Origin of the sequence: Rhodococcus jostii NBRC 16295 (genome assembly GCF_001894825.1) — a bacterium.
Lineage (GTDB): Bacteria > Actinomycetota > Actinomycetes > Mycobacteriales > Mycobacteriaceae > Rhodococcus_F > Rhodococcus_F jostii.
This window is the reverse complement of sequence record NZ_BCWY01000011.1, coordinates 13662-36180: the sequence shown is the minus strand read 5'-3', so window position 1 is coordinate 36180 and position 22519 is coordinate 13662. Positions and strand designations below refer to the sequence as shown.

General features: G+C 69.4%; 1 protein-coding gene (running past one end of the window). It reads right to left on the bottom strand.

Going from position 1 to position 22519, the window contains the following annotated elements:
• Positions 1 to 22519 carry the 5' portion of a non-ribosomal peptide synthase/polyketide synthase gene (locus tag RJ1_RS09900; protein WP_255284873.1) on the bottom strand. 11354 nt of this gene lie to the left of the window's left edge, so 22519 of the gene's 33873 nt are visible here — the first part of the coding sequence; the start codon lies at positions 22517 to 22519; the stop codon falls past the left edge of the window.

Below are 22519 nucleotides of genomic sequence, written 5' to 3'. Positions count from 1 at the left end.
GATGCAGGTCGAACTGTGCGGTGTCGCCCTCGACCTCGAGCGGGGTGACGGTGAGGTCGGGCAGTTCCAGCTCGGCCTTCGTCGTGTTCTGGAACGAGTAGCCCACCTGGAAGATCGGGTGGTGGGCCATCGAGCGTGCCGGGTTCAGGACCTCGACCAGGCGCTCGAACGGGACGTCGGCGTGCGAGAACGCCTCGAGGTCGGCCTCACGGGCGCGATCGAGGATCTCGTCGAACGTCTGCTGCCCGTCGACCTGCACGCGCAGTGCGAGGGTGTTGACGAACATGCCGACGACGTCGTCGAGTTCGCGCTCGCCACGGCCCGCGATCGGGGTGCCCACCGAGATGTCCTCGGTGCCGGACAGTCGGCTGAGCAGCACCGCGAACGCGGCGTGCACCGCCATGAACACGCTGGCATTGTGCCTGCGGGCCAGCGCTGCCAGGCCGCGGTGTACCTCCGCGTCGATCGTGAAGTCGATCCGCGACCCGCGCAGCGACTGCACGGGCGGCCGCGGCCGGTCCACCGGCAGCTCGAGGAGGTCGGGGACACCGGCCAGCGTCTTCTTCCAGAAGCCCAGTTGGGCGGCGATCAGGCTGTCCGGGTCGTCCTCGCTGCCGAGGAGTTCACGCTGCCAGATCGCGTAGTCGGCGTACTGCACCGGGAGCGGCGCGAAGCCGGGTTCCCGGCCGGCCGCCCGGGACGCGTACGCCACCATGACGTCGCGCACGAAGGGCGCCGTGGATTCGCCGTCCGTGGACACGTGGTGCACGACGAGCGCCAGCACGTAGTCCTGCGGGCCGACCTCGAACAGTCGCATCCGGATCGGCGGGACGTCGGCGGTGACGTCGAATCCGGTGGTGACCATCTCGAGCAGCCTCGACCGCAGTTCGGTCTCGGTGACCGGCACGGGTGCGACGTCGAGCGGCACCTGCGCCGCCGTGAGGATCACCTGGTGCGGCCCCTCCGCCGAATCCGGGTAGATCGTGCGCAGCGACTCGTGCCGCTCGAGCACGTCGAACACCGCGGACTGCAATGCGTCGACGTCCAGCGCGCCCGTCAACCGGACCGCGAGGGGAATGTTGTAGGCGGGCGAGTCCGGGTCGAAGCGGTTGATGAACCACATCCGGGACTGCGCCAGCGACAGCGGGACGAAGGCAGACCTCTCCCGCGGAGCGAGGATCGGCCGCGGTCGGACGTTCTCGTCCGGGGTGGCGATGCGAGCGGCGAGGCTCGCGACGGTCGGCGCCTCGAACAGTTCCCGCACGCCGATGCGGAGGCCGAACGCCTGCCCCGCCCGGGACACGACGCGGGTGGCGCTCAGCGAGTTCCCGCCGAGGTCGAAGAAGCTGTCGTCGACACTGACCTGCTCGAGTCCGAGCACCTCGGCGAAGATGCCGGCGATCGACTCTTCGGCCGAGGTCGTCGGGGCACGGAACTCCGCACCCGCGGTGACGAATTCGGGCTCGGGCAGCCGCGTCCGATCGAGCTTGCCGATGCCGGTCAGCGGGATCTCGTCGAGGAGGATCACCACCGACGGCACCATGTACGGCGGAAGCGTCTCGCCGACAACCGTCTTCAGCGATTCCGGATCGACGGTCGCGCCGTCGACCGGCAGGACGTACGACACGAGGGTCGTCAGCCCGGCGGGGTTCTCGCGTCCCACGGTCACCGCGAACTCGATGTCCGGCTGCGAAGCCAGGGCCGCGTCGATCTCACCGAGCTCGACGCGGAACCCGCGGACCTTCACCTGGAAGTCGGAGCGGCCGACGTACTCCACCCGATGTCCGTCCGCCCACCGCACGACGTCGCCGGTGCGGTACATGCGGGAGCCGGGCTCGCCGAAGGGGTTGGCCACGAACCGCTCCGCCGTGACCGACGGACGGTTGTGGTAGCCGCGGGTCACGGACGGACCGCAGATGTAGAGCTCCCCGGGCACTCCCTCCGGCACCGGACGCAACCGTGAATCGAGGATGAGGGACTCGACGCCACGCAGCGGCGAACCGATCGTCACCCGCTCACCGGGCACCATCGGCTCGGTGATGGTGACGATGACGGTGGTCTCGGTGGGACCGTAGGCGTTGCGCATCTCGCGCCCGGGCGCCCACCGTGCCACCAGTTCCGGGGTGCAGGTGTCGCCACCGACGACGACGGACTTGACGGTGTCGAGTCCGTCGGGGTCGACGGTCATCAGCGCGGTCGGGGTCATGACGACGTTCTCGACCCGTTCGCGGCGGATCAGGTCGGCGAGTTCGTCGCCGCCGTACACGTCCGCGGGCGAGATCACCAGGGTGGCGCCCGCGCTGAACGCGGCGAGCATCTCCCCGACCGACGTGTCGAAGCTCGGCGACGCCACGTGCAGGAACCGGGAACCCGGCGACACGACGTAGTGTTCGCGCACCTCGCGGGTGAGGTTCGCCAGTCCGCGGTGGGTGACCACCACGCCCTTCGGCTTGCCCGTCGAGCCCGAGGTGTAGATGAGGTACGCCGGGTGATCGACCGTGAGTGCGCGGCGAAGATCCGCGTCCTCCACCGCGACCGCACTGCGGGCACCGATCTCGTCGGCCGCCGCGGTCTCGTCGAGGACGATCCACGGCACCGTGCCGGGGAGGTCGTCGTGGTGGCGGGCGACCGTCAGTCCGAGAACCGCGCCCGAGTCGGCCAGCATCTCGCCGATCCGCTCGAACGGAAGTTTCGGATCGACGGGCAGGTAGGCTCCGCCGGCCTTGGCGATCGCCCAGATCCCGAGGATGGATTCGACGGAACGTGTGATCGCCAGTGCGACATAGTTCTCCGGCCCCACTCCCCGATCGATGAGAACGCGCGCCAGCCGGTTCGACTGCTCGTCGAGTTCCCGGTAGGTGAGTTCACGCCCCGCGAAGGACACGGCCACCGACTCCGGCGAGATCGAGACCCCCGAGCGCAGCAGTTCGGGCAGCGTGCGCGGCTCGACCGACTGCGGTCCGCGGACGGGTGCGATCGCAGCCTTCTCCGCGGCGTCGAGGATTTCGATGTCGCCGAGGACCACGTCGCGGTCGGCGGACACGGCACCGAGGATCCGGTGGAACCGGTCCGCGAAGCTCAGGACGGTCTGCTCGTCGAAGATGTCGGTCGAGTAGTTGAACGTCGCGGCGATACCCGCGGCGGCCCCGTCGACGTAGCGCTCACCGACACTCAACTGGAGGTCGAACTTGGCGACCTCCAGCGGGGCGTCGAGCGCGGAGATCTCGAGGCCCGGGAACTCCATCCGGACCGACTCGTTGTTGTCGAACGACAACGCGACCTGGAACAGCGGCTGATGCGCCGTCGACCGCGGGACGTCCAGCACCTCGACGAGACGCTCGAACGGAACGTCGCCGTGGCTGAACGCATTCAGGTCGGTGGCACGCACCTGTGCCAGCAGGTCGGCGAAGGTGTCGTCGGGGCGCACCGACGCGCGGAGCACGAGGGTGTTGACGAACATACCGACGAGCTTGTCGAGTTCCTGCTCGCCGCGGCCTGCGACCGGTGTGCCGATCGCGACGTCCGTCTGCGACGACAGCCGCTCGAGCAGGACCGCGAGTGCGGCGTGCACGACCATGAAGAGCGTCGAGTTCGTTTCCCGGGCGATCGTGAGCAGCCCGAGATGCGTCTGCGCGCCGATCGCGAACCGCGCCGACGCGCCGCGCAGCGACTGCACGGCCGGGCGGGGGCGGTCGGTCGGCAACTCGAGGACCTCGGGGAGGCCGCCGAGTGCCTGCTGCCAGTAGTCGAGCTGACGGGCGACGAGCGATTCGGGGTCGGACTCGTCACCGAGCGACTCACGCTGCCAGAGCGCGTAGTCCGCGTACTGGACAGGCAGCGGCTCCCAGCCGGGAGCAATGCCCGCGGCCCGCGCCGCGTAGGCGGTCATGACGTCGGTGAACAGCGGCGCCAGCGAGGCACCGTCCGCCGAGATGTGGTGCACGACCATCATCAGGATGTGGTCGTCCGCGTTCACCTCGAAGCAGGCGACCCGCACCGGGACCGTCTCGGTGACGTCGAAACCGGTGGCACCGAGTTCCCGCATCCGCGCGAACAGGTCCTGCTCGTCCGCGACCGGGGTCGGCGTCAGGTCGGACACCACGTCCGCTGCGGGCAGCACGACCTGGTGCGGGTCTTCGGCGCCGACCGGGAAGACCGTCCGCAGCGACTCGTGCCGCTCCACGACGTCCGCCCACGCGGAGTTCAGGGCCGCCGGGTCGATCGAGCCGGTCAACCGCACCGCCAACGGCAGGTTGTACGCCGGTGAGGACGGGTCGAACTGGTTGATGAACCACATCCGCTGCTGAGCAAGCGACAGCGGGATGCGGTCGGGCCGCGGACCGGCGACGAGCGCGGGCCGCTGTTCCGCGGTTCCCGCGGTCGCTTCGAGCAACGCCGCGAGTTCCGCGACAGTCGGATGCTCGAAGCACTCCCGCACCGACAGCTGTGCGCCGAGCGCCGCGGTCAGCCTGGCGGTGAGCCGCGTTGCGCTGATGGAGTTTCCGCCGAGGTCGAAGAACGAATCGGCCGAACCTACGCGTTCGACGCCGAGCACCTCACCGAAGACGCCGGCGACGATCTCCTCGATCGGCGTTCGGGGTGCGACGAATTCGGCCTCGGACGTGACGAAGTCGGGTTCCGGAAGTGCGCCCCGGTCCAACTTGCCGGTGGCGCCGAGCGGGAAGCTGTCCAGGACGAGGATCCGGGCCGGCACCATGTAGGCAGGCAGCGTCTCCGCTGCGGCGTCCAGCACCGCTGCGGTGTCGATCGCGGCGCCGGACACCGGAATCACATATCCCACCAGGTTCTCGCCGGTGGTCTCACTGCGGTGGACGACGACCACGGCCTGCGCCACCGACGGGTGCGCGAGGAGGGCTGCCTCGACCTCGCCGAGTTCGAGGCGCTGACCACGGAGCTTGACCTGGAAGTCGCGGCGCCCGATGTACTCGACGATGCCGTCGGCACGCTTGCGGACGATGTCACCGGTGCGGTACATCCGCTGCCCCGCCGTGCCGAACGGGTTCGCCACGAACCGGTCCGACGTCAGGTCGCTGCGGCCGACGTAGCCGCGGGCCAACTGGATTCCGGCGAGGTACAGCTCGCCGTGCACGCCCGCGGGCACTGGACGCAGCCGCGAGTCGAGGACGTGGAGCTGGGTGTTCCACACGGGGGCGCCGATCGGCACCGTCGCGCGGTCCGCGTCGGTGCACTCCCAGTAGGTGACGTCGACCGCGGCCTCCGTCGGGCCGTACAGGTTGTGCAACGCCGCGGAGGAGAAGTCGCGGAACGCGTCGGCCGACGCCGGCGGAAGTGCTTCACCACTGCAGAACACCTGTCGCAACGATCCGCACAGAGCGGCGTCGGCGCCCGCAGTGAACACGGCCAGCATCGACGGCACGAAGTGCATCGTGGTCACGCTGTGCTCGGCGAGCACCTTCGAGAGGTACGCCGGGTCGCGGTGTCCGTCCGGGATCGCGACAACGAGCCGGGCTCCGACCTCGAGCGGCCAGAACAATTCCCACACGGACACGTCGAACGTGACGGGCGTCTTCTGCAGGACGACGTCGGTGGAATCGAGCGGGTAGGTGTCCTGCATCCACATCAGCCGGTTGACGATCGACCGGTGACTGACCGCGACGCCCTTGGGCTTGCCGGTCGAGCCGGAGGTGTAGATCACGTACGCGGTCGAATCCGGACGGATCGGTGCCCCGCGCTCGTCGTCGGTGATCGGACCGTCGGCGTGACCGGAGAGGTCGACGGTGTCGACCTCGATCTGCGGTGCGTCCGTCTCGGCGGTGCGGTCGGCCGAAGAGGTGAGCACGCACGCCGGGGAGGCGCTGTCGATCACGTACGCGGTGCGCGCCGCCGGGTGATCCGGGTCGAGCGGAACGTACGCGGCACCGGTCTTCTCGATCGCGTAGATCGCGATCATCATCTCGAGGGACCGGCGCAGCGCGACCGCGACCCGGGACTCCGGGCCGACGCCCTGCGCCAGCAGTTCCCGTGCCAGCCGGTTGGTCTGCGCGTCGAACTCGGCGTAGGACAGTGCGTCGTCGCCGAACACCAGAGCCACGGCGTCCGGCGTCCGTGCCACCTGCTCGTCGAACAGGTCGACGAGGGTCCGCTCCTCCGTTTCCGTCGCGGAGGTCGCGGACGTCGCGTCGGCGATCACGCCGGCGAGGACACCGGCGAACGTGTCGGCGAAACCTTCGCCCGAGGATCCGTCGAGCAGTCCGGGAAGCAGGGTGGACAGTGCCACCGTGACGGCGGCCTCCGGGCCGACGCCCACACCGGCGAGCGTGCGCGCCAGTTCCGCGGACTTGTCCCGAAGCTGCACATACGTGACATCGGTCCCGTTGTGCGACAGCGCGATTCCGTCCGGGTTGATCGACGCAGCACCGTCGAGCAGTTCGGGCAGCGACTTGGTGGCGGCCAGCTCCTCCGAGATCGAGTGCGACATGAGGGACTGCGCCCCGTCGTCCGGAACGACCAGACCGGCCTTCTCGTCCTCGGTCAGGATGTCGATGTCACCGACGACGGCGTCGGCGTCGGCCGTGACGGCCTCGAGCACGCGCACGAAACGATCGGCGAAGGCGCGGACCGTCGACTCGTCGAAGAGGTCGGTGGCGTAGGAGAACCAGCCCCGCATGCCGTTCTCGGCGGATCCCTCGCCGAACCGTTCCTCGACGGCGACACCGAGATCCGTCTTGCTCGTGGTGAGTCCGCTCTCGAGGACCTCGACCGTCAGCCCCGCGAGCTCGAGCTTGGGTCGTTCGAGGTTCTGGAAACTCAGCATCACCTGCGCGAGAGGGGCGTACGCGGCGGTGCGCGACGGACGAAGCACCTCGACGACCTGCTCGAACGGCACATCGGCGTTCCCGAATGCATTCAGATCGACCTCACGTGCCTGCGTGAGCAGAGCACTGAAGCGGGCGTTCGGGTCGACGTCGGTGCGCAGCACGAGCGTGTTGACGAACATCCCGACGAGGTCGTCGAGCGCGCGGTCACCGCGGCCCGCGACGGGGGTGCTGACGGCGATGTCGGTCGTGTTGCTCAGCCGCCCCAGCAGCACGGCGAGTGCGGTGTGCACCACCATGAACAGCGACGCCTGGTGGGTCTGCGCGAGTTCGTTCAGCGACCGGTGCACGTCCTGCCCGATCTCGAACTCGAGCAGGCCACCCTGCGGGTTCCGGACGGCCGGTCGTGGACGGTCCGCCGGGAGGTCGAGGACCTCCGGGGCATCGCCCAATGCGTGCGTCCAGTACGCGATCTGCTTGCCCGCGAGAGACTCCGGATCGTCCTCGTTGCCGAGGACGGTCCGCTGCCACAGGGCGAAGTCGGGGTACTGCACCGGCAGCGGCGAGAAGCTGGGCTCCTCCCCCTGCACGCGAGCACCGTAGGCGCCGAACAGGTCCCGTGCAAGCGGGGCCATCGACGAACCGTCCGCGGAGATGTGGTGGACCACGACGACGAGCACGTGGTCGGCCTCGCCCAGCGCGAACAGTGCGGCGCGAACCGGGACGTCGGCGGTCACGTCGAAGCCGGCCGACGCCAGCGCGACGACCCGCTCTCGCAGCTCCTGCTCGCCCGCCACCTCGACGACGTCGAGTTCGGACTTCGTGTCGGACAGGACGACCTGGTAGGGGCCGTCGACGGAGTCGGGGTACACCGTGCGCAGCGATTCGTGCCGGGACACCACGTCGGCGATCGCCGACCGCAGCGCGTCGACGTCCAGCTCACCGGTGAGTCGCAGCGCCAAGGGGATGTTGTACTCGGCCGATGCGGGATCGAACCGGTTGACGTACCACATCCGCTGCTGTGCCAGCGACAGCGGAACACGGTCGGGACGCGGTCCGGCGGTGACGGGCGGTCGTCCGCCCGAATCCACACCGAGCGCCTCCAGCCTCCGTGCCAGCTGCGCCACGGTGGGGGCCTCGAAGATCTCGCGGACCGGGGCGTCGACGCCGACGGCCTCGTTGATCCGTGCCATCACCCGGGTGGCGGCGAGCGAGTTGCCGCCGAGCGTGAAGAAGGAGTCGTCGGCACCGACCTGGTCGACACCGAGAACCTCCGCGAACACCGCGGCAACCCGCTGTTCCAGAGCGGTTCCCGCGGCACGGAACTCGCGGTCCTCCGCCAGGAACTCGGGCTCGGGCAGCGCCCGGCGGTCGAGCTTGCCGACGGGCGTGAGCGGGATGGCGTCGAGCGTCACGATCGTCGACGGCACCATGTACGTGGGCACGAATTCGCCCACGAAGTCCAGCATGCCGGTGACATCCACCTCGGCACCCGTCGCCGGCAGCACGTACGACACGAGAACCGCGTCGCCGGAAGGTCCGGGCAGCACGGACGTGGTGGCGAAGTCGACGTCGGGGTGCTTCGCGAGCACCGCGTCGATCTCGCCGAGTTCGATGCGGAATCCGCGGACCTTCACCTGCTGGTCCGAGCGGCCGACGTAGTCGACGGTCAGCGCACCGTCCGCGTCCTTCGTCCAGCGCACGACGTCGCCGGTGCGGTACATCCGGTCGCCCGGTTCGCCGTACGGGTTCGCCACGAAGCGCCCCGCGGTCAGCGGCGTCCGCCGGTGGTAGCCGCGGGCCAGTCCGAGGCCCGACAGATAGAGATCACCTGCGATACCGACCGGAACGGGACGGAGTCGATCGTCGAGGACCAGCGCGCTGGTGCCGCGGATCGGACCACCGATCGTGACCGGACCGTCGGCGGCCATCGGGTCGCTGATGTTGGTCATGATCGTGGTCTCGGTGGGACCGTATCCGTTGAACAGCGAGCGACCCGGCGCCCAGCGGGCCGCGAGTTCGGCGGGGACGGCCTCGCCGCCGGCGACGACGAACTGGAAGTCGTCCAGCCCGGACGGATCCACGGACGCCAGCGCCGACGGCGTGACGAACCCGTGCGTGACGCGCTGCTCGCGCAGGAACGTGGCGAACTCGGGTCCGCCGTACACGTCGGTGGGAGCGATCACCATGGTGGCTCCCGCACCGACCGCGAGCAGCAGTTCGAGTACGGACGCGTCGAAGCTCGGCGACGCGAAGTGCAATGTCCGCGAATCGGTGGTCACCTGGTAGCGCTCACGCTGTTCGGCGGCGAAGTTCGCGAGACCCCGATGCGTGACGACGACACCCTTGGGCTGCCCGGTGGTACCGGACGTGTAGATCACGTAGGCGCTGTTGGCGGGGGTCATCGCCGTGCGACGCTCCGCTTCCGCGACGGGAGCCGACGAGTACGCCGCGGAGGCCGCCTCGAACTCCTCGCTGTCGATAACCAGCCAGTCGACGTCCACCGGAAGGCGGCCGACCTCTGCACCGACGGAAAGTCCCAGCGCCACACCGGAATCGGTGACCATGTGCGCGATGCGCTCGTCCGGATACCGGGGGTCGATCGGAACGTATGCGCCGCCGCTCTTGGCGACGGCCCAGATACCGACGATGGACGCGATCGAGCGGGTGATGCCGAGCCCGACGAACGTCTCCGCACCGACTCCGCGCTCGATCAGGATGCGCGCCACCCGGTTCGAGCGCTCGTCCAGCTCGCGGTAGGTGACGGAGCCGCCGCCGGAGACGACCGCGTCCCCGTCCGGGTTGGCGGCGACAGCGGCGGAGAGCAGTTCGACGAGAGTCGCGGCCGAGACGCCCTCGATACCGCGGACCGGTGTGAGTTCCTCCGTCTCGCCGGCATCGAGGATGGGGATGTCCCCCACCGCGATGTCCGTGCCGCCACCGGCGACGGCGGCGAGAATCCGCACGAAGCGATCCGCGAAGCCCTGCACGGTCTCCGCGTCGAAGATCTCGGTGGCGAACCCGAGGACACCGGTGATCCCGGTGGGCGCACCCTCGTCCGACCAGAGTTCGCGCAGGTCGACGGTGAGGTCGAACTTGCTGAACTCGACGTCCACCGCACCGGGTGTCGCCTCGAGTCCGGCGAACTCGAGCGACGGGATGCCGTTGACCTGATGCGTCAGCACGACCTGGAACAGCGGCGAGTACGCCGTGGAGCGGGTCGGCTTCAGTGCGTCCACCAACTGCTCGAACGGGACGTCCTGGTTACTGAACGCGGCGAGGTCCTGCGCCCGGACCTGCTCGAGCAGTTCGGCGAAGGACGTTCCGGGCTCGACCTCGGTCCGGAGCACCAGGGTGTTGACGAACATGCCGACGAGGTTCTCGAGTGCCTCGGCACCGCGACCGGCGACCGCAGTGCCGATGGCGATGTCGGTGCTCGAACTCAGGCGTGCCAGAAGCACGGACAACGCCGCGTGCAGCACCATGAACAGCGACACGTTGTGTGCCCGCGCGACCTCGCCGAGGCGCCGGTGGATGTCTTCGTCGACGGAGAAGCCGACGGACGCACCGGCCATCGACCGCACCGTGGGCCGGGGGCGGTCGGTGGGGAGGGCGAGCACGTCGGGCACACCCGCGAGGGCCTTCGCCCAGAAGTCGATCTGGGCGGCCGCGAGCGACTCGGGATCGTCCTCGGAACCGAGCACCTCCCGCTGCCACAGCGCGTAGTCCGCGTACTGGACGGGCAGAGCCGGCCACGCGGCCTGCGTCCCGTCCTGACGAGCCGCGTACGCCGTCATCACGTCGCGGGCCAGCGGCAAAGTGGACGCGCCGTCGGACGCGATGTGGTGCATCACGAGGACCAGGACGTGATCGTCCGCGCCGAGCCGGAACAGGCGGGCCCGGACCGGGATCGTGTCGGTCACGTCGAAGCCGGTCGAGCCGAACTCGAACATCCGGTCCCGCAGGTCCTCCTCGCGGACGTCGACCGGCTCGAGAGCGAGATCGACGTCGGCGGCGGGCAGGATCACTTGGTGCGCACCGGAATCGGAATCCGGGAACACCGTCCGGAGCACCTCGTGCCGCGCGACGACGTCGGACAGCGCCCCGGCCAGCGCCGCGACGTCCAGTGCGCCGCGCAGACGCACGGTCAGTGGCACGTTGTACGCCGGTGACGACGGGTCGAAGCGGTTGAGGAACCACATCCGCTGCTGTGCGAGCGACAGGGGAAGCTCGTAGGGGCGCTCGCCCGCGACGAGTGCCGGACGGGTGGAGCCGTGGTGAGCCCGGTCCTCGACGAGCTTCGCGAGGGTCGCGACCGTGGGCGCCTCGAACAGGTCACGGATCCCGACCTCGGTTCCGGTCGCGGAGGTGACGCGGGCCGCCACTCGGGTGGCGCTGAGCGAGTTGCCACCCAGGTCGAAGAACGAGTCGTCGACACTCACCCGCGCCGCGGAGATCACGTCACCGAAGATGCCGGCGACGACCTCCTCGAGCGGGGTGCGCGCTGCGACGAATTCGGCTGTGCCGGTGGCGAAGACCGGCTCCGGAAGGGCCTTGCGGTCGACTTTGAGGTTCGCGTTGAGCGGCATCTCGTCGAGAACCATCACCGCGTCCGGGATCATGTGCGACGGCAGCACGTGACGCAGCGCGTCCACCGTCGCGTCGACGTCGAGTTCGGTGCCGACGGTCGCGGTGACGTACGCGACGAGCCGGGGACCCTGCTCGCTGTCGTGGACGACCACCACCGACTTCTGCACCGCGCTCTGTGCGGTGAGGGCAGATTCGATCTCCCCCAGCTCGATCCGCAGACCCCGGATCTTCACCTGGAAGTCGCTGCGGCCCACGAACACGAGCAGACCGTTGTCGCGCTCGCGCACCCGGTCGCCGGTCCAGTACATGCGGGCGCCGGGCCCCTCGAACGGATTCGCCACGAATCGTGACGCGGTGGTGCCGAACATGTTGCCGTACCCGCGGGCCAGGACCTGGCCGCCGATGTAGAGGTCACCGGTCACTCCCGGCGGCACGGGGCGCATCCGGCCGTCGAGCACGTGGTACCGGACACCGCGGAACGCGGCGCCGAACGGAACCGGCCACGGCTCGGCATCCTCGGTGGAGAGGTCCAGTTCGTACGACGAGCAGGTGACCGATGCCTCGGTCGGCCCGTAGTTGTTGAGGAGGCGCGAATCGGTGCCGATCAGCGCCGTGCAGGCTGCCGGCCGCAGCATCTCACCGCCGAGCAGGATTACCTTCAGATTGGGCAGGACGCCGTCGGCGTCCAGTTCGGTGAGGACCTCGAACGCACTGGGTGCCAGGTTGGTGATCTGGACGTCGCCCGTGCCGATCATGCGGAGAATCGGCCCCGGATCGAAGCCGTCGTCGGCGAGGTGGAGCACGCCGCCGTACGCGAGCCCCACCCAGATGTTCTTCTGGGTCTGGTCGAACAGCGGGGAGTTCGCGATCAGCAGTCCGGTGCCGTCCTTCACCCGGAGGTCGCCCTGGTACGACTGATAGTTGTTGGACAGACCCAGCATCGGCACCATCGTGGGCTTGGGCCGCCCGGTCGAGCCCGACGTCGAGATGACGTGCGCCAGACGCTTTCCGGCGTGCTCGTCCGACCACGGGTCGTGCGGGAAGTCGGTGTCGTCGAGCGATTCGAGGTAGCGCACCGTCTCGGGATCGTCGAGCACGATCGGGTCGTCGAGCGCCGCGTTCCCGCCCGGCGCCTCGGTGAGCCCGGTCCAGGATCGGGTGGTCACCACGGACCGCGTGCCGCTGTCTTCGACGAGACCGGCGATCCGCTCGATCGCCCACTTCTGGTCGAACGGGGAGTACGCCGCGCCGACCTTCCAGGCCGCGAGCATCCCGATCACCCATTCGACCGAACGGGGAACGATCAGTGCGACGACGTCGTCGGGGCGGACGCCGCGGGACAGCAGTTCGCGTGCGAGCTGGTTGGCCCGGCGGTTGAGTTCACCGCGGGTGGTCGAGACGCCGCCGGCGACGACGGCGAGAGCCTGCGGGTCGCGCTCGACCCATTCCTGCCAGCGGGTGACGAACAGTTCGAGCGGCCAGCCCTGCGTCTCCGCGACCTCCGTGTCCGGTGCCGCAATGATTTCCGGTGCGGGCGCCGCGATCTCGACGTCACCGACCAGGGCGTGCGCATCGGCGATGACCTGGTCGAGGATCGTGCCGAAGCCGTCCTTCCCGTCCTCCGACGGCGGGGCCATCATGATGGTGGGAACCAGACCGGACAGCACCACGGACACGATCGCGTCGGGGCCCATGCCCCGCTCGGACAACGGCGCCGACATCAAGCGCAGCCGCTCGTCGAACTCGCGGTATGTCACCTGCATACCGTCGTGCGCGAGCGCGACGGCGTCGGGCGCGACCTCGACCGCGGCAGCCAGAAGCTGCGGCAGCTCGCGAACCGTCATCGTGCGGGCAGGTGTGGTTCGGCTCAACTTTGCTCTCTCGTGTTTCGTGAGAATGTCGATGTCGCCCACAGCGACACCGGGATCGGTGACGACGGCCTCGAGGATCCGGACGAACCGTTCCGCGATCCGTTCGGCGGTGCTCCGCTCGAACAGATCGGTGGCGAACGTGAACCGGCCGCCGAGGCCCGCGGGATCACCCGACTCGTCGGCCTTCTCGGTGATCGTCAACGTGAGGTCGTACTTGGCGCCCTGCGCCATGTCGTCGATCACGCGCACGGTCAGCCCGGGCAGTTCGAGCGCGTCCATCCGGTTGTTCTGGAACGACAGCATCACCTGGAACAGCGGCGAGTACGCCGCCGAGCGCCGGATCCGCAGAGCCTCCACGATCTTCTCGAACGGCACGTCGGAATTGCCGAACGCCGCGAGGTCACCTTCGCGGACCCGCTCGACGAGGGCGGCGAACGAATCCCCCGGGCGCACCTGGGTGCGCAGGACGAGGGTGTTGACGAACATGCCGACCAGGTCGTCGAGCGCCTGATCGCTGCGTGCTGCGAGCGGGGTTCCGACGGTGATGTCGTCGCTGTTGCTCAGCCGCGACAGCAACGTCGTCAACGCCGCGTGCGTCACCATGAAGAGCGAGGCGCCGCGTTCCCCGCCGACCGCCTCGAGGCCGCGCCGCAGCTCGGGGGTGATCGCGAAGTCGATCGAATCGCCCTGCATCGACTGCCGGGCCGGGCGGGTGTGATCCAGCGGGAGGTCGATCAGCTCGGGTGCCCCGGCCAGGGTGTCGGCCCAGTGGGCGATCTGCTTGCCGGCCAGCGACTGGGTGTCGGCGGGGTCGCCGAGTACCTCGCGCTGCCACAACGCGAAGTCGGGGTACTGCACCGGCAGCGGCTGCCACAGCGGGGCGGCGCCCGCGGTGCGTGCGCTGTAGGCGACCATGACGTCCCGGGCGAGCGGCGCCATCGAGGCACCGTCCGCGCAGATGTGGTGCACCACGAGGACGAGCAGGAACTCGCTCTCACTCGTGGCGAACAGCCGGATACGCAGCGGGGGCGCGACCGTGACGTCGAATCCCTCGGTGGCGAATTCGGTGAGGGCCGTGTGGAGTTCGGCGTCGGGGACGGGTACCGGCGTGAGGTCGAACGGAACCTGCCCGGCATCGACGACGTGCTGGTACGGGCCGTCGCCGGAGTCGGGGAACACCGTCCGCAGCGACTCGTGCCGCGCGAGGACATCCGACACCGCGCTCGACATCGCGTCGATGTCGAGCGAACCGGACAGTCGGACGGCGAGCGGGATGTTGTACGCCGACGACGCCGTGTCGAACCGGTTCATCAGCCACATACTCTGCTGAGCCATCGACAGCGGAACGCGCCCGGGGCGCGGGCCGGCGGCCAGAACCGGTCGGTGCGAGGCCGTGCCGGCCTGCTCGGCCACCGTGACGGCGAGCCGCTCCACGGTCGGCGCCTCGAACAATTCGCGCACACCGAGGCGGGTGCCCGCGGCAGCGTTGAGCCGGGCGACTGCCTTCGTGGCCACGAGCGAGTTGCCGCCGAGATCGAAGAACGACTCGGCGACGCTGATCTTCGCGAGTCCGAGCACGTCCGCGAGGACACCGGCGACCAGTTCCTCGGTGGGGGTGCGCGGTTCGACCATCTCACCCTGCAGGGCGTCGAAGTCGGGCGCGGGCAGCGCCTTCCGGTCGAGCTTGCCGGCCGTGGTGAGCGGGATCTCGTCGAGGACGACGATCGCACTCGGCACCATGTGCGCCGGAAGCGTGTCCCCGACGAAGTGCGTCACCTCGGCAACGTCGACCGTGCTACCGGAGGCCGGCAGCACGTACGACACGAGTGCCGTCGCGCCGGACGGCATCGCGGCGCCGAGCGTGGCCGCGAACTCGAGGTCCGGATGCTTGACCAGCGCGGCGTCTATCTCTCCGAGTTCGATGCGGAACCCGCGGACCTTCACCTGGAAGTCGCTGCGGCCCACGTACTCCACGCCGTAGCCGGCGCGATGCCCGTGGTCGACGACGAACCGGACGATGTCACCGGTGCGGTACATCCGGGTTCCGTTCTCGCCGAACGGGTTTGCCACGAATCGTTCGGCGGTGAGGCCGAGACGATCGTGGTAGCCGCGCGCGAGACCGGGGCCCGCGACGTACAGCTCCCCCGCCACGCCGACGGGTACCGGGCGCAGGAGGTCGTCGAGAACGTAAACGGTGACACCGCAGACCGGACCGCCGATCTCGACCCGACTCCCGGGCACCAGCATGTTGCTGACGTTGCTCATGACGGTGGCCTCTGTGGGTCCGTAGCCGTTGTACATCCGACGGCCCGGGGCCCAGCGTTCCACCAGTTCCGGCGGGCACGCCTCGCCACCGACCACGACGACCTCGAGCCGGTCGAGTCCGGCCGGTTCCACCGACGCCAGCGCGGCGGGGGTGACGAAGGCGTGCGTGATCTCGTTGTCCGCGAGGAAGCTCCGGAGTTCCTCGCCGCCATACAGGTCCGCGGGGGCGACGACCATGGTCGCGCCGCAGCCGAAGGCCAGCAGCAGTTCGAGGACCGAGGCGTCGAAGCTCGGCGACGCGAAGTGCAGGGTCCGCGCCGACGGGCTCACCCCGTAGTGGGTGCGCTGCTCGGCGGAGAAGTTCGCCAGACCGGTGTGGGTGACGGCGACACCCTTGGGCAGACCGGTGGTACCGGACGTGTAGATCATGTACGCCGGGTGCTCGAGCTGGATCGACGCGGTCCGCTCGGAGTCCGTGACCGGTTCCGGCGACTTCGGGGCGCACAACGCGGCGCACTCGGCCGAGTCCAGCGCGAGCCAGTCGATGCCCGAGGGCAGGGTGTCCCGCTGTGCGGTCACCGTCAGGCCGAGGATCGCGCCGGAGTCGGTGATCATGTGCGCGATGCGCTCGGACGGGTAGCGCGGGTCGACGGGCACGAACGTGCCGCCGGCCTTGGCCACGGCCCACGTCGCGACGACCGAGTGCACCGAGCGCGTCATCCCCAGCGCCACAGATGTTTCCGGCCCCACACCGTAGTCGACGAGAACACGGGCCAGTCTGTTCGACCGCGCGTCGAGTTCTGCGTACGTCAGCGACTCGCCGTCCGCGACGAGGGCGGTGCGCTCACCGTTCTCCGTGGCGGTCGCCCCGAGAATCTCCGGCAGTGACAGCGGTGCGGCCGCTTCGGTGCCCGTTGCTGCGAGCAGCGACGCACGCTCGTCGGGCGCGAGGATGTCGATGTCCGCGACGAGAACGTCGACGTCGGCGGACAGTGCACCGAGCACCCGGACGACCCGCGCCATGATCTCCTCGACCTCGGCGGCGGCGAAGACCTCGGGGAGGAACTTTGCGGTCAGGTGCAGTCGCGGATCGGTCATCGCGACGATCGCCAGCGGGTAGTGCGTGGCGTCGTTGGACGTCACGTCGAGAACGCGGAGACCCTCGATGTCGCTGTTCTTCGTGAGGGCTTCGCGGTCGAGCGGGTAGGACTCGTAGACCATCAGGGTGTCGAACAGCGCGCCGAGACCGAGGCCCTGCTGGATGTCGGTGAGCCCGACGTGATGGTGGTCGAGCAACCCGGTCTGCTCGTGCTGGATGCGGTCCAGCAGCGTACGGACGGCGTCGTCGCCCCGGACACGGACCCGCACCGGCAGGGTGTTGATGAAGAGCCCGAGCATGGACTCGATGCCCGGCACCTGCGGCGGACGACCCGAGACGGTGGTGCCGAACACCACGTCGTCCCGTCCGGTCAGCCTGCCCAGCACGATTCCCCACGCGGCCTGCACGAGGGTGTTCATGGTGACGCCGAGCTCGCGCGAACGTGCGGTCATCGCGGCGAGCAGGTCGTCCGGCAGATCGATCACGAGCTCACCGGGGGTGAGCGTCGGAGCGGTCTCCGCGTGCACCGGGGCGAGGAGTGTGGGTTCCTCGACGCCGCCCAGGGCCTTCGCCCACGCTGCCACCGACTCCTGCGGGTCCTGCGCGGACAGCCACTCGAGGTAGCTGCGGTACGGACGCGGCTGCGGCAGTGCCAGCGTGTCGCCGTCCACCGCATACAGGGTCAGCAGGTCCTGGATGAGGATCGGGAGCGACCAGCCGTCGAGGAGGATGTGATGGTTGGTGACGGCGAACCGGTAGCGGTCCTCGCCGGTCTCGACCAACAGGAATCGCACCAGCGGCGGTGCGGTCATGTCGAACCGGTCCGTCCGGTTCGCCAGCATCAGCGCGTCGAGCTGCGACTCACGGTCGGCGTCGGACGCCGACGAGAGATCGATGTGCGTCCACGGCACGTCCACCCGGTCGACGACCACCTGCATGCCGGTGCCGTCGTCGGCCGACACGAAAGCGGTGCGCAGGTTGGGGTGCCGGGCGACGAGCGACTCCGCGGCGCGGCGGAGCCGGCTGGCGTCGACGGATCCGCCCAGGTCCATGACCAGCTGGGTGGTGTACACGTCGGTGGCGGTACCGGCCAGCGACGCGTGGAACAGCAGGCCCACCTGCAGCGGGGCCAGCGACCAGACGTCCGCGAGGGCGGGGTACTCGCTCTCGAGGGTGTCGATCCGGCTCTGACTCAGCGGAACGAGGTCGAGGTCCGACGGCGTCCGGCCACCGGCTCCGGGCCGCTTCGTGTGCTCGACGAGACCCTCGAGCGCGCGGGTCCACAGGCCGGTGAGCTCGCCGACCTCGGATTCGGTGAGGACACCATGGGGGAAGTCGACGGTGGCCGAAAGTCGCTGTTCCCCTTCGACGTCCACGATCATCGCGTTGATGTCGAGGGCGAAGTGCACCGGCATCTCGCTGTTGCGGCTGCCGGTGAGCTCCATCGTGTCGGTGTCGGGCACCCAGCCCGCGGCGCGGAACGCGTCGGGGATCTCACCCACCGACACGCGACCGAGGTAGTTGAAGCTGATCTGCGGGCTCGGCAGGGCCGCGAGGACCGCACGCGTCTCGGCGTTGAGGAATCGGAGCATCCCGTATCCGATGCCGTGCTCGGGCACCTGCGCGAGCTGTTCCTTCACCGACTTCACGGCGCGACCCGCGGCGGCGCCTCCGGCGAGCGCATCCTGCACGTCGACCCCGGGCGCCGACAGGCGAACCGGGAACATGCTGGTGAACCAGCCCACCGTCCGGGACAGGTCGGCGCCGGGCAGCACCGTCTCCTCGCGGCCGTGACCTTCGAGGTGCACGAGGGTCGAGGACTCGCCGACTCCCCGTTCGGCCCGCCACGCCGCGACAGCCAGGGCGAGGGCGGTGAGGAGACCGTCGTTGACGCCGCCGTGGAATGCGCGGGGCACACCCGTCAGCAGACCGTCGGTGACGTCCGCCGAGACCTCCAGGCGGACGCGGCCGGTGGTCGAGACCGTGTCGCGGCCGTCGAGTGCGCGGGAACCGATCAGCGGGTCCACACCGTCGAGTGTGGTGCGCCAGTAGTCGAGTTCGGCCAGGCGCCCGGCACTTCTGGCATTGTCGGCGAGGCCGTGCGCCCACCGGCGAACGGACGTGCCGACCGCCGGGAGCAACGGGTCTGCCCCGGCGGCGATCTGCGCCCAGGCGGACGCGAAGTCGGGGACCAGCACTCGCCAGGACACACCGTCCACCGCGAGGTGGTGGATCACCACGAGCAGCCGTCCCGCCTGCGGGGTGCGCTCGACCTCCGCGACGTCCCCGTCCTCGCCGTCCCGGGGCGCGAGGTCTCCGGAGTCCTCGGCGGGTGCGAACCAGACGAAGCGCACGACGCTGCCGGTCGCCGGATCCAAGGTGTCGACCGTGCGCTCGAGAGCGTGCGCGGCGAGGGCATCGAACGTGTCGGTTCCCGGCCCCTCGGTGAACTCGACCCGGTCGACGAGCCGGTCGACGTCGACGGAACCGATCGGTGCGACCTCCAGCGACCAACCCGTGGGAGAGTCGTTGCGGCGCAGCGAAGAACGCAGGGCGTCGTGGCGATCGACGACGGCCGTCAGAGTCCGCACCAGCCGATCGCGCTCGACCTTCGGCGGCAGGGTCAGCAGAATCGACTGGGAGAAGCGGTGGAAGTCGCCGCCCAGCTCCGTCATCCAGTGCACCACCGGCGTCAGCGGCATCGTGCCGATACCTGCGCCCGGCAACTCCTCGAGGACGTGGACCGTCGCGGAGTCGGACGCGGACTTCGCAACCTCGGCGAGGGATGCCACGGTCTTGCGCTCGAACACGTCGCGGGCCGTGAACAGGACCCCTGCTTCCTTCGCGCGGGACACCAGCTGGATCGAGACGATGCTGTCGCCGCCGAGCGCGAAGAACGAGTCGCCGACGCTGACCCTCGGCACACCGAGGACCTCTGCGAACAGTGCGGCGATCGACTCCTCCATGGTGCTGCGCGGGGCCACGTATTCACTGGACTCCGCCGCGAACGTGGGTTCGGGCAGCGCCTTCCGGTCGAGCTTGCCGCTCGCGCCGACCGGCATCTCCGCGATCACCATGACGGCGTCGGGGACCATGTACGAGGGCACGGCGCGCGCGACGTGGGCCGTCAGATCCTCGACCTCGAGGGCCGAACCGGGTTCGGGAACGACGTAGCCGACCAGCCGCTGCCCGAGGGAACTGTCGTGCACGACCGCAACCGATTGCGCCACATGCGGATACGAGGACATCGCGGCCTCGATCTCACCCAGTTCGATGCGCAGGCCGCGCACCTTCACCTGGAAGTCGGTGCGGCCGAGGTACTCGATGCTGCCGTCGACGCGCCACTTGACGAGGTCGCCGGTGCGATACAGGCGGGTGGCGCCGGCACCGAAAGGATTGGCCACGAAGCGTTCCGCCGTGAGGTCCGGCCTGCCCTCGTACCCGCGGGCGACCTGAGCCCCCGCGAGATAGAGCTCTCCCGCGGAACCGATGGGAGCGGGACGGAGGTGACCGTCGAGCACGTACGCCTCGGTGTTCCACACCGGCGTTCCGATGGGAATCGTATGGAGGGACTCACGGTCCACCTCACCTGCGGTGGCGTGCACGGTGAACTCGGTGGGGCCGTACAGATTGTGCAGCGCGGCGTCGGACTTCGCGCGGAACGCGCTCGCAACCGCAGGCGGAAATGCCTCTCCCGCAACGAGAACCACCCGCAGGCTGTCGAGTTGTTCGCGATCCGCTTCGGAGACGAACACCGACAGCATCGACGGGACGAACGACGTCGCCGTCACCTTCTCGCGCGCGATCACGTCGGCGAGGTAGGCGGGATCGCGATGCCCCTCCGGAGCGGCGATCACGAGGCGCGATCCGGAGGCGAGCGCGGAGAACAGTTCCCACACCGACACGTCGAACGTCGTCGGCGTCTTCTGCAGCACGACGTCGCTCGCATCGAGCCCGTAGCGTGCCGCGATCCACGTCACCTGGTTCAGCACCGACGCGTGGCTCACCGCCACACCCTTCGGACGTCCGGTGGACCCCGAGGTGTAGATGACGTAGGCCGGGTTGGCCGGCCGCAACTCGGCGACGCGCTCGTCGTCGCGGATCGGACCGGACTCGACATCGCTCGCATCCAGGGCGTCGATCTCCACGACGTCGTGCGCGACGGGGAACGTGAGACCGTCCCGCGACACGGTGAGGATGCACAGCGGGCGGGCGCTGTCGAGGACGTACGCGGTGCGCTCGGCCGGGTGGTCGGGGTCGAGGGGCACGTACGCGCCGCCGGCCTTGACGACGGCATACATCGCGACCATGGAGTCGAGTGAGCGGCGGATCGCGAGCGCGACCTTCGTCTCCGGACCCACTCCCCTCCCGATCAGCGTCCGGGCGAGACGGTTCACGCGCGCGTCGAACTCGGCGTACGTGAGCTCCTCACCCTCGAAGACGAGGGCCGTCGCGTCGGGAGTGCGGGCGACCTGGGTGTCGAAGAGGTTCACGACGGTGCCCGGCGGCGGCGACACGACGTCGCCGTTCCATCCGGCGACAACCTGCTCGTATTCCTCTTCACTCATCGCCGCGAGGTCCGACACCGACGCATCGTCGCCGGCGCCGAGGAAACGCTCGAAGAAGTCGAAGAACCGGCTGTGGTGACGGTCCAGCTCGTCCGCGGAGTACAGGTTCGGGTTCGCCTCGAAGTCGATGTGGATCTTGCTGCCGGCGACACCCTGGTAGATGTTCAGCGAGAGATCCTCGACCGGACCGGTGGTGAGGACGTTCTGGTGGCCGGTGACCGTGCCCAGCTTGATCTCGCTGTGGAACATCATGATGTTGATCGAGGGACCGAAGAATCCACGCTGCCCCTGCGGTGCACCGGCGTCGCGGCGGATGTCCTCGTGCCGGTACCGCTGGCGGCGCAGGGCGCCCGTCAGCTCGATCTGCACGCTCTTGACCAGCTCGGGGACGGTCATCTCCGGGGTGATCTGGAGTCTCAGCGGAACGATGTTCGACACCATCCCGCCGGAGCGGCGCAGCGTGGCGGTGGTACGAGCCGAGACGGGGAGGCTGAGGACGACGTCGGTCCGGTCCGTCATGTGGGCCAGGTACGCGGCGAAGGCGGCCACCACGATGGGAGCGGAGCTGGCGTTGCTGCCGTCCAGAGCGTCGTCGAGAAGGGTGGCGGTGGACGCGGGCAGGGCCTCGGAGGAGAGCCTCGCGAACTTGCCCACCATGGCCGCACGTCCGGCGAGGCTCGGGGCCTCGGGCAGGTGCGCGGTGCGTTCGGCCCAGTACTCGCGATCCTTCGCGAATCGCTCGGAATTGCGGTACCTCTGCTCGTCCTCGACGATCCGCACCAGGTCCTCGGCGCGGCAGGCCGGCGGCTCGGCACCCTCGACCAGTGCCGTGTAGATCTCGGCGATGCGTGCGATCAGGGCCATCGCGCCGAAGCCGTCGAGCGCGATGTGATGGATGCGGCAGAACCAGAAGTAGTGGTTCTCTCCGACGTGGAGCAGGTAGACCACGACGAGGCGGTCTTCGAGGAGGTCGACGGGGGCGCTGTAATTGGCGCGCATCCACTTCTCGGCGGCGTCGACGGAATCGTCCTCGCCCCGGAGGTCGACGTAGGTGATGGCGTCGTCGAGGGACTTGTCGACGTACTGGTAGGGCATCCCCTCGATCTCGACGAGGCGAAGGAAACCGGAGCCGAACTCACGGCCCGTGCGAACGGTGGCCTCGGTCAGGAGGTCGAGGTCGATGTCACCACGAAGCTCGATGTACTGAGCGATGGTGAGGGGAACGTCGCCCATTGCGTGTTGCGCGAACCAGATGCCTCGCTGCGCGGCTGACAGCGGAAACGCCCCTTCAGGAGCGCCGCTACTACCCGCTGCATGTCCCGACCCCAA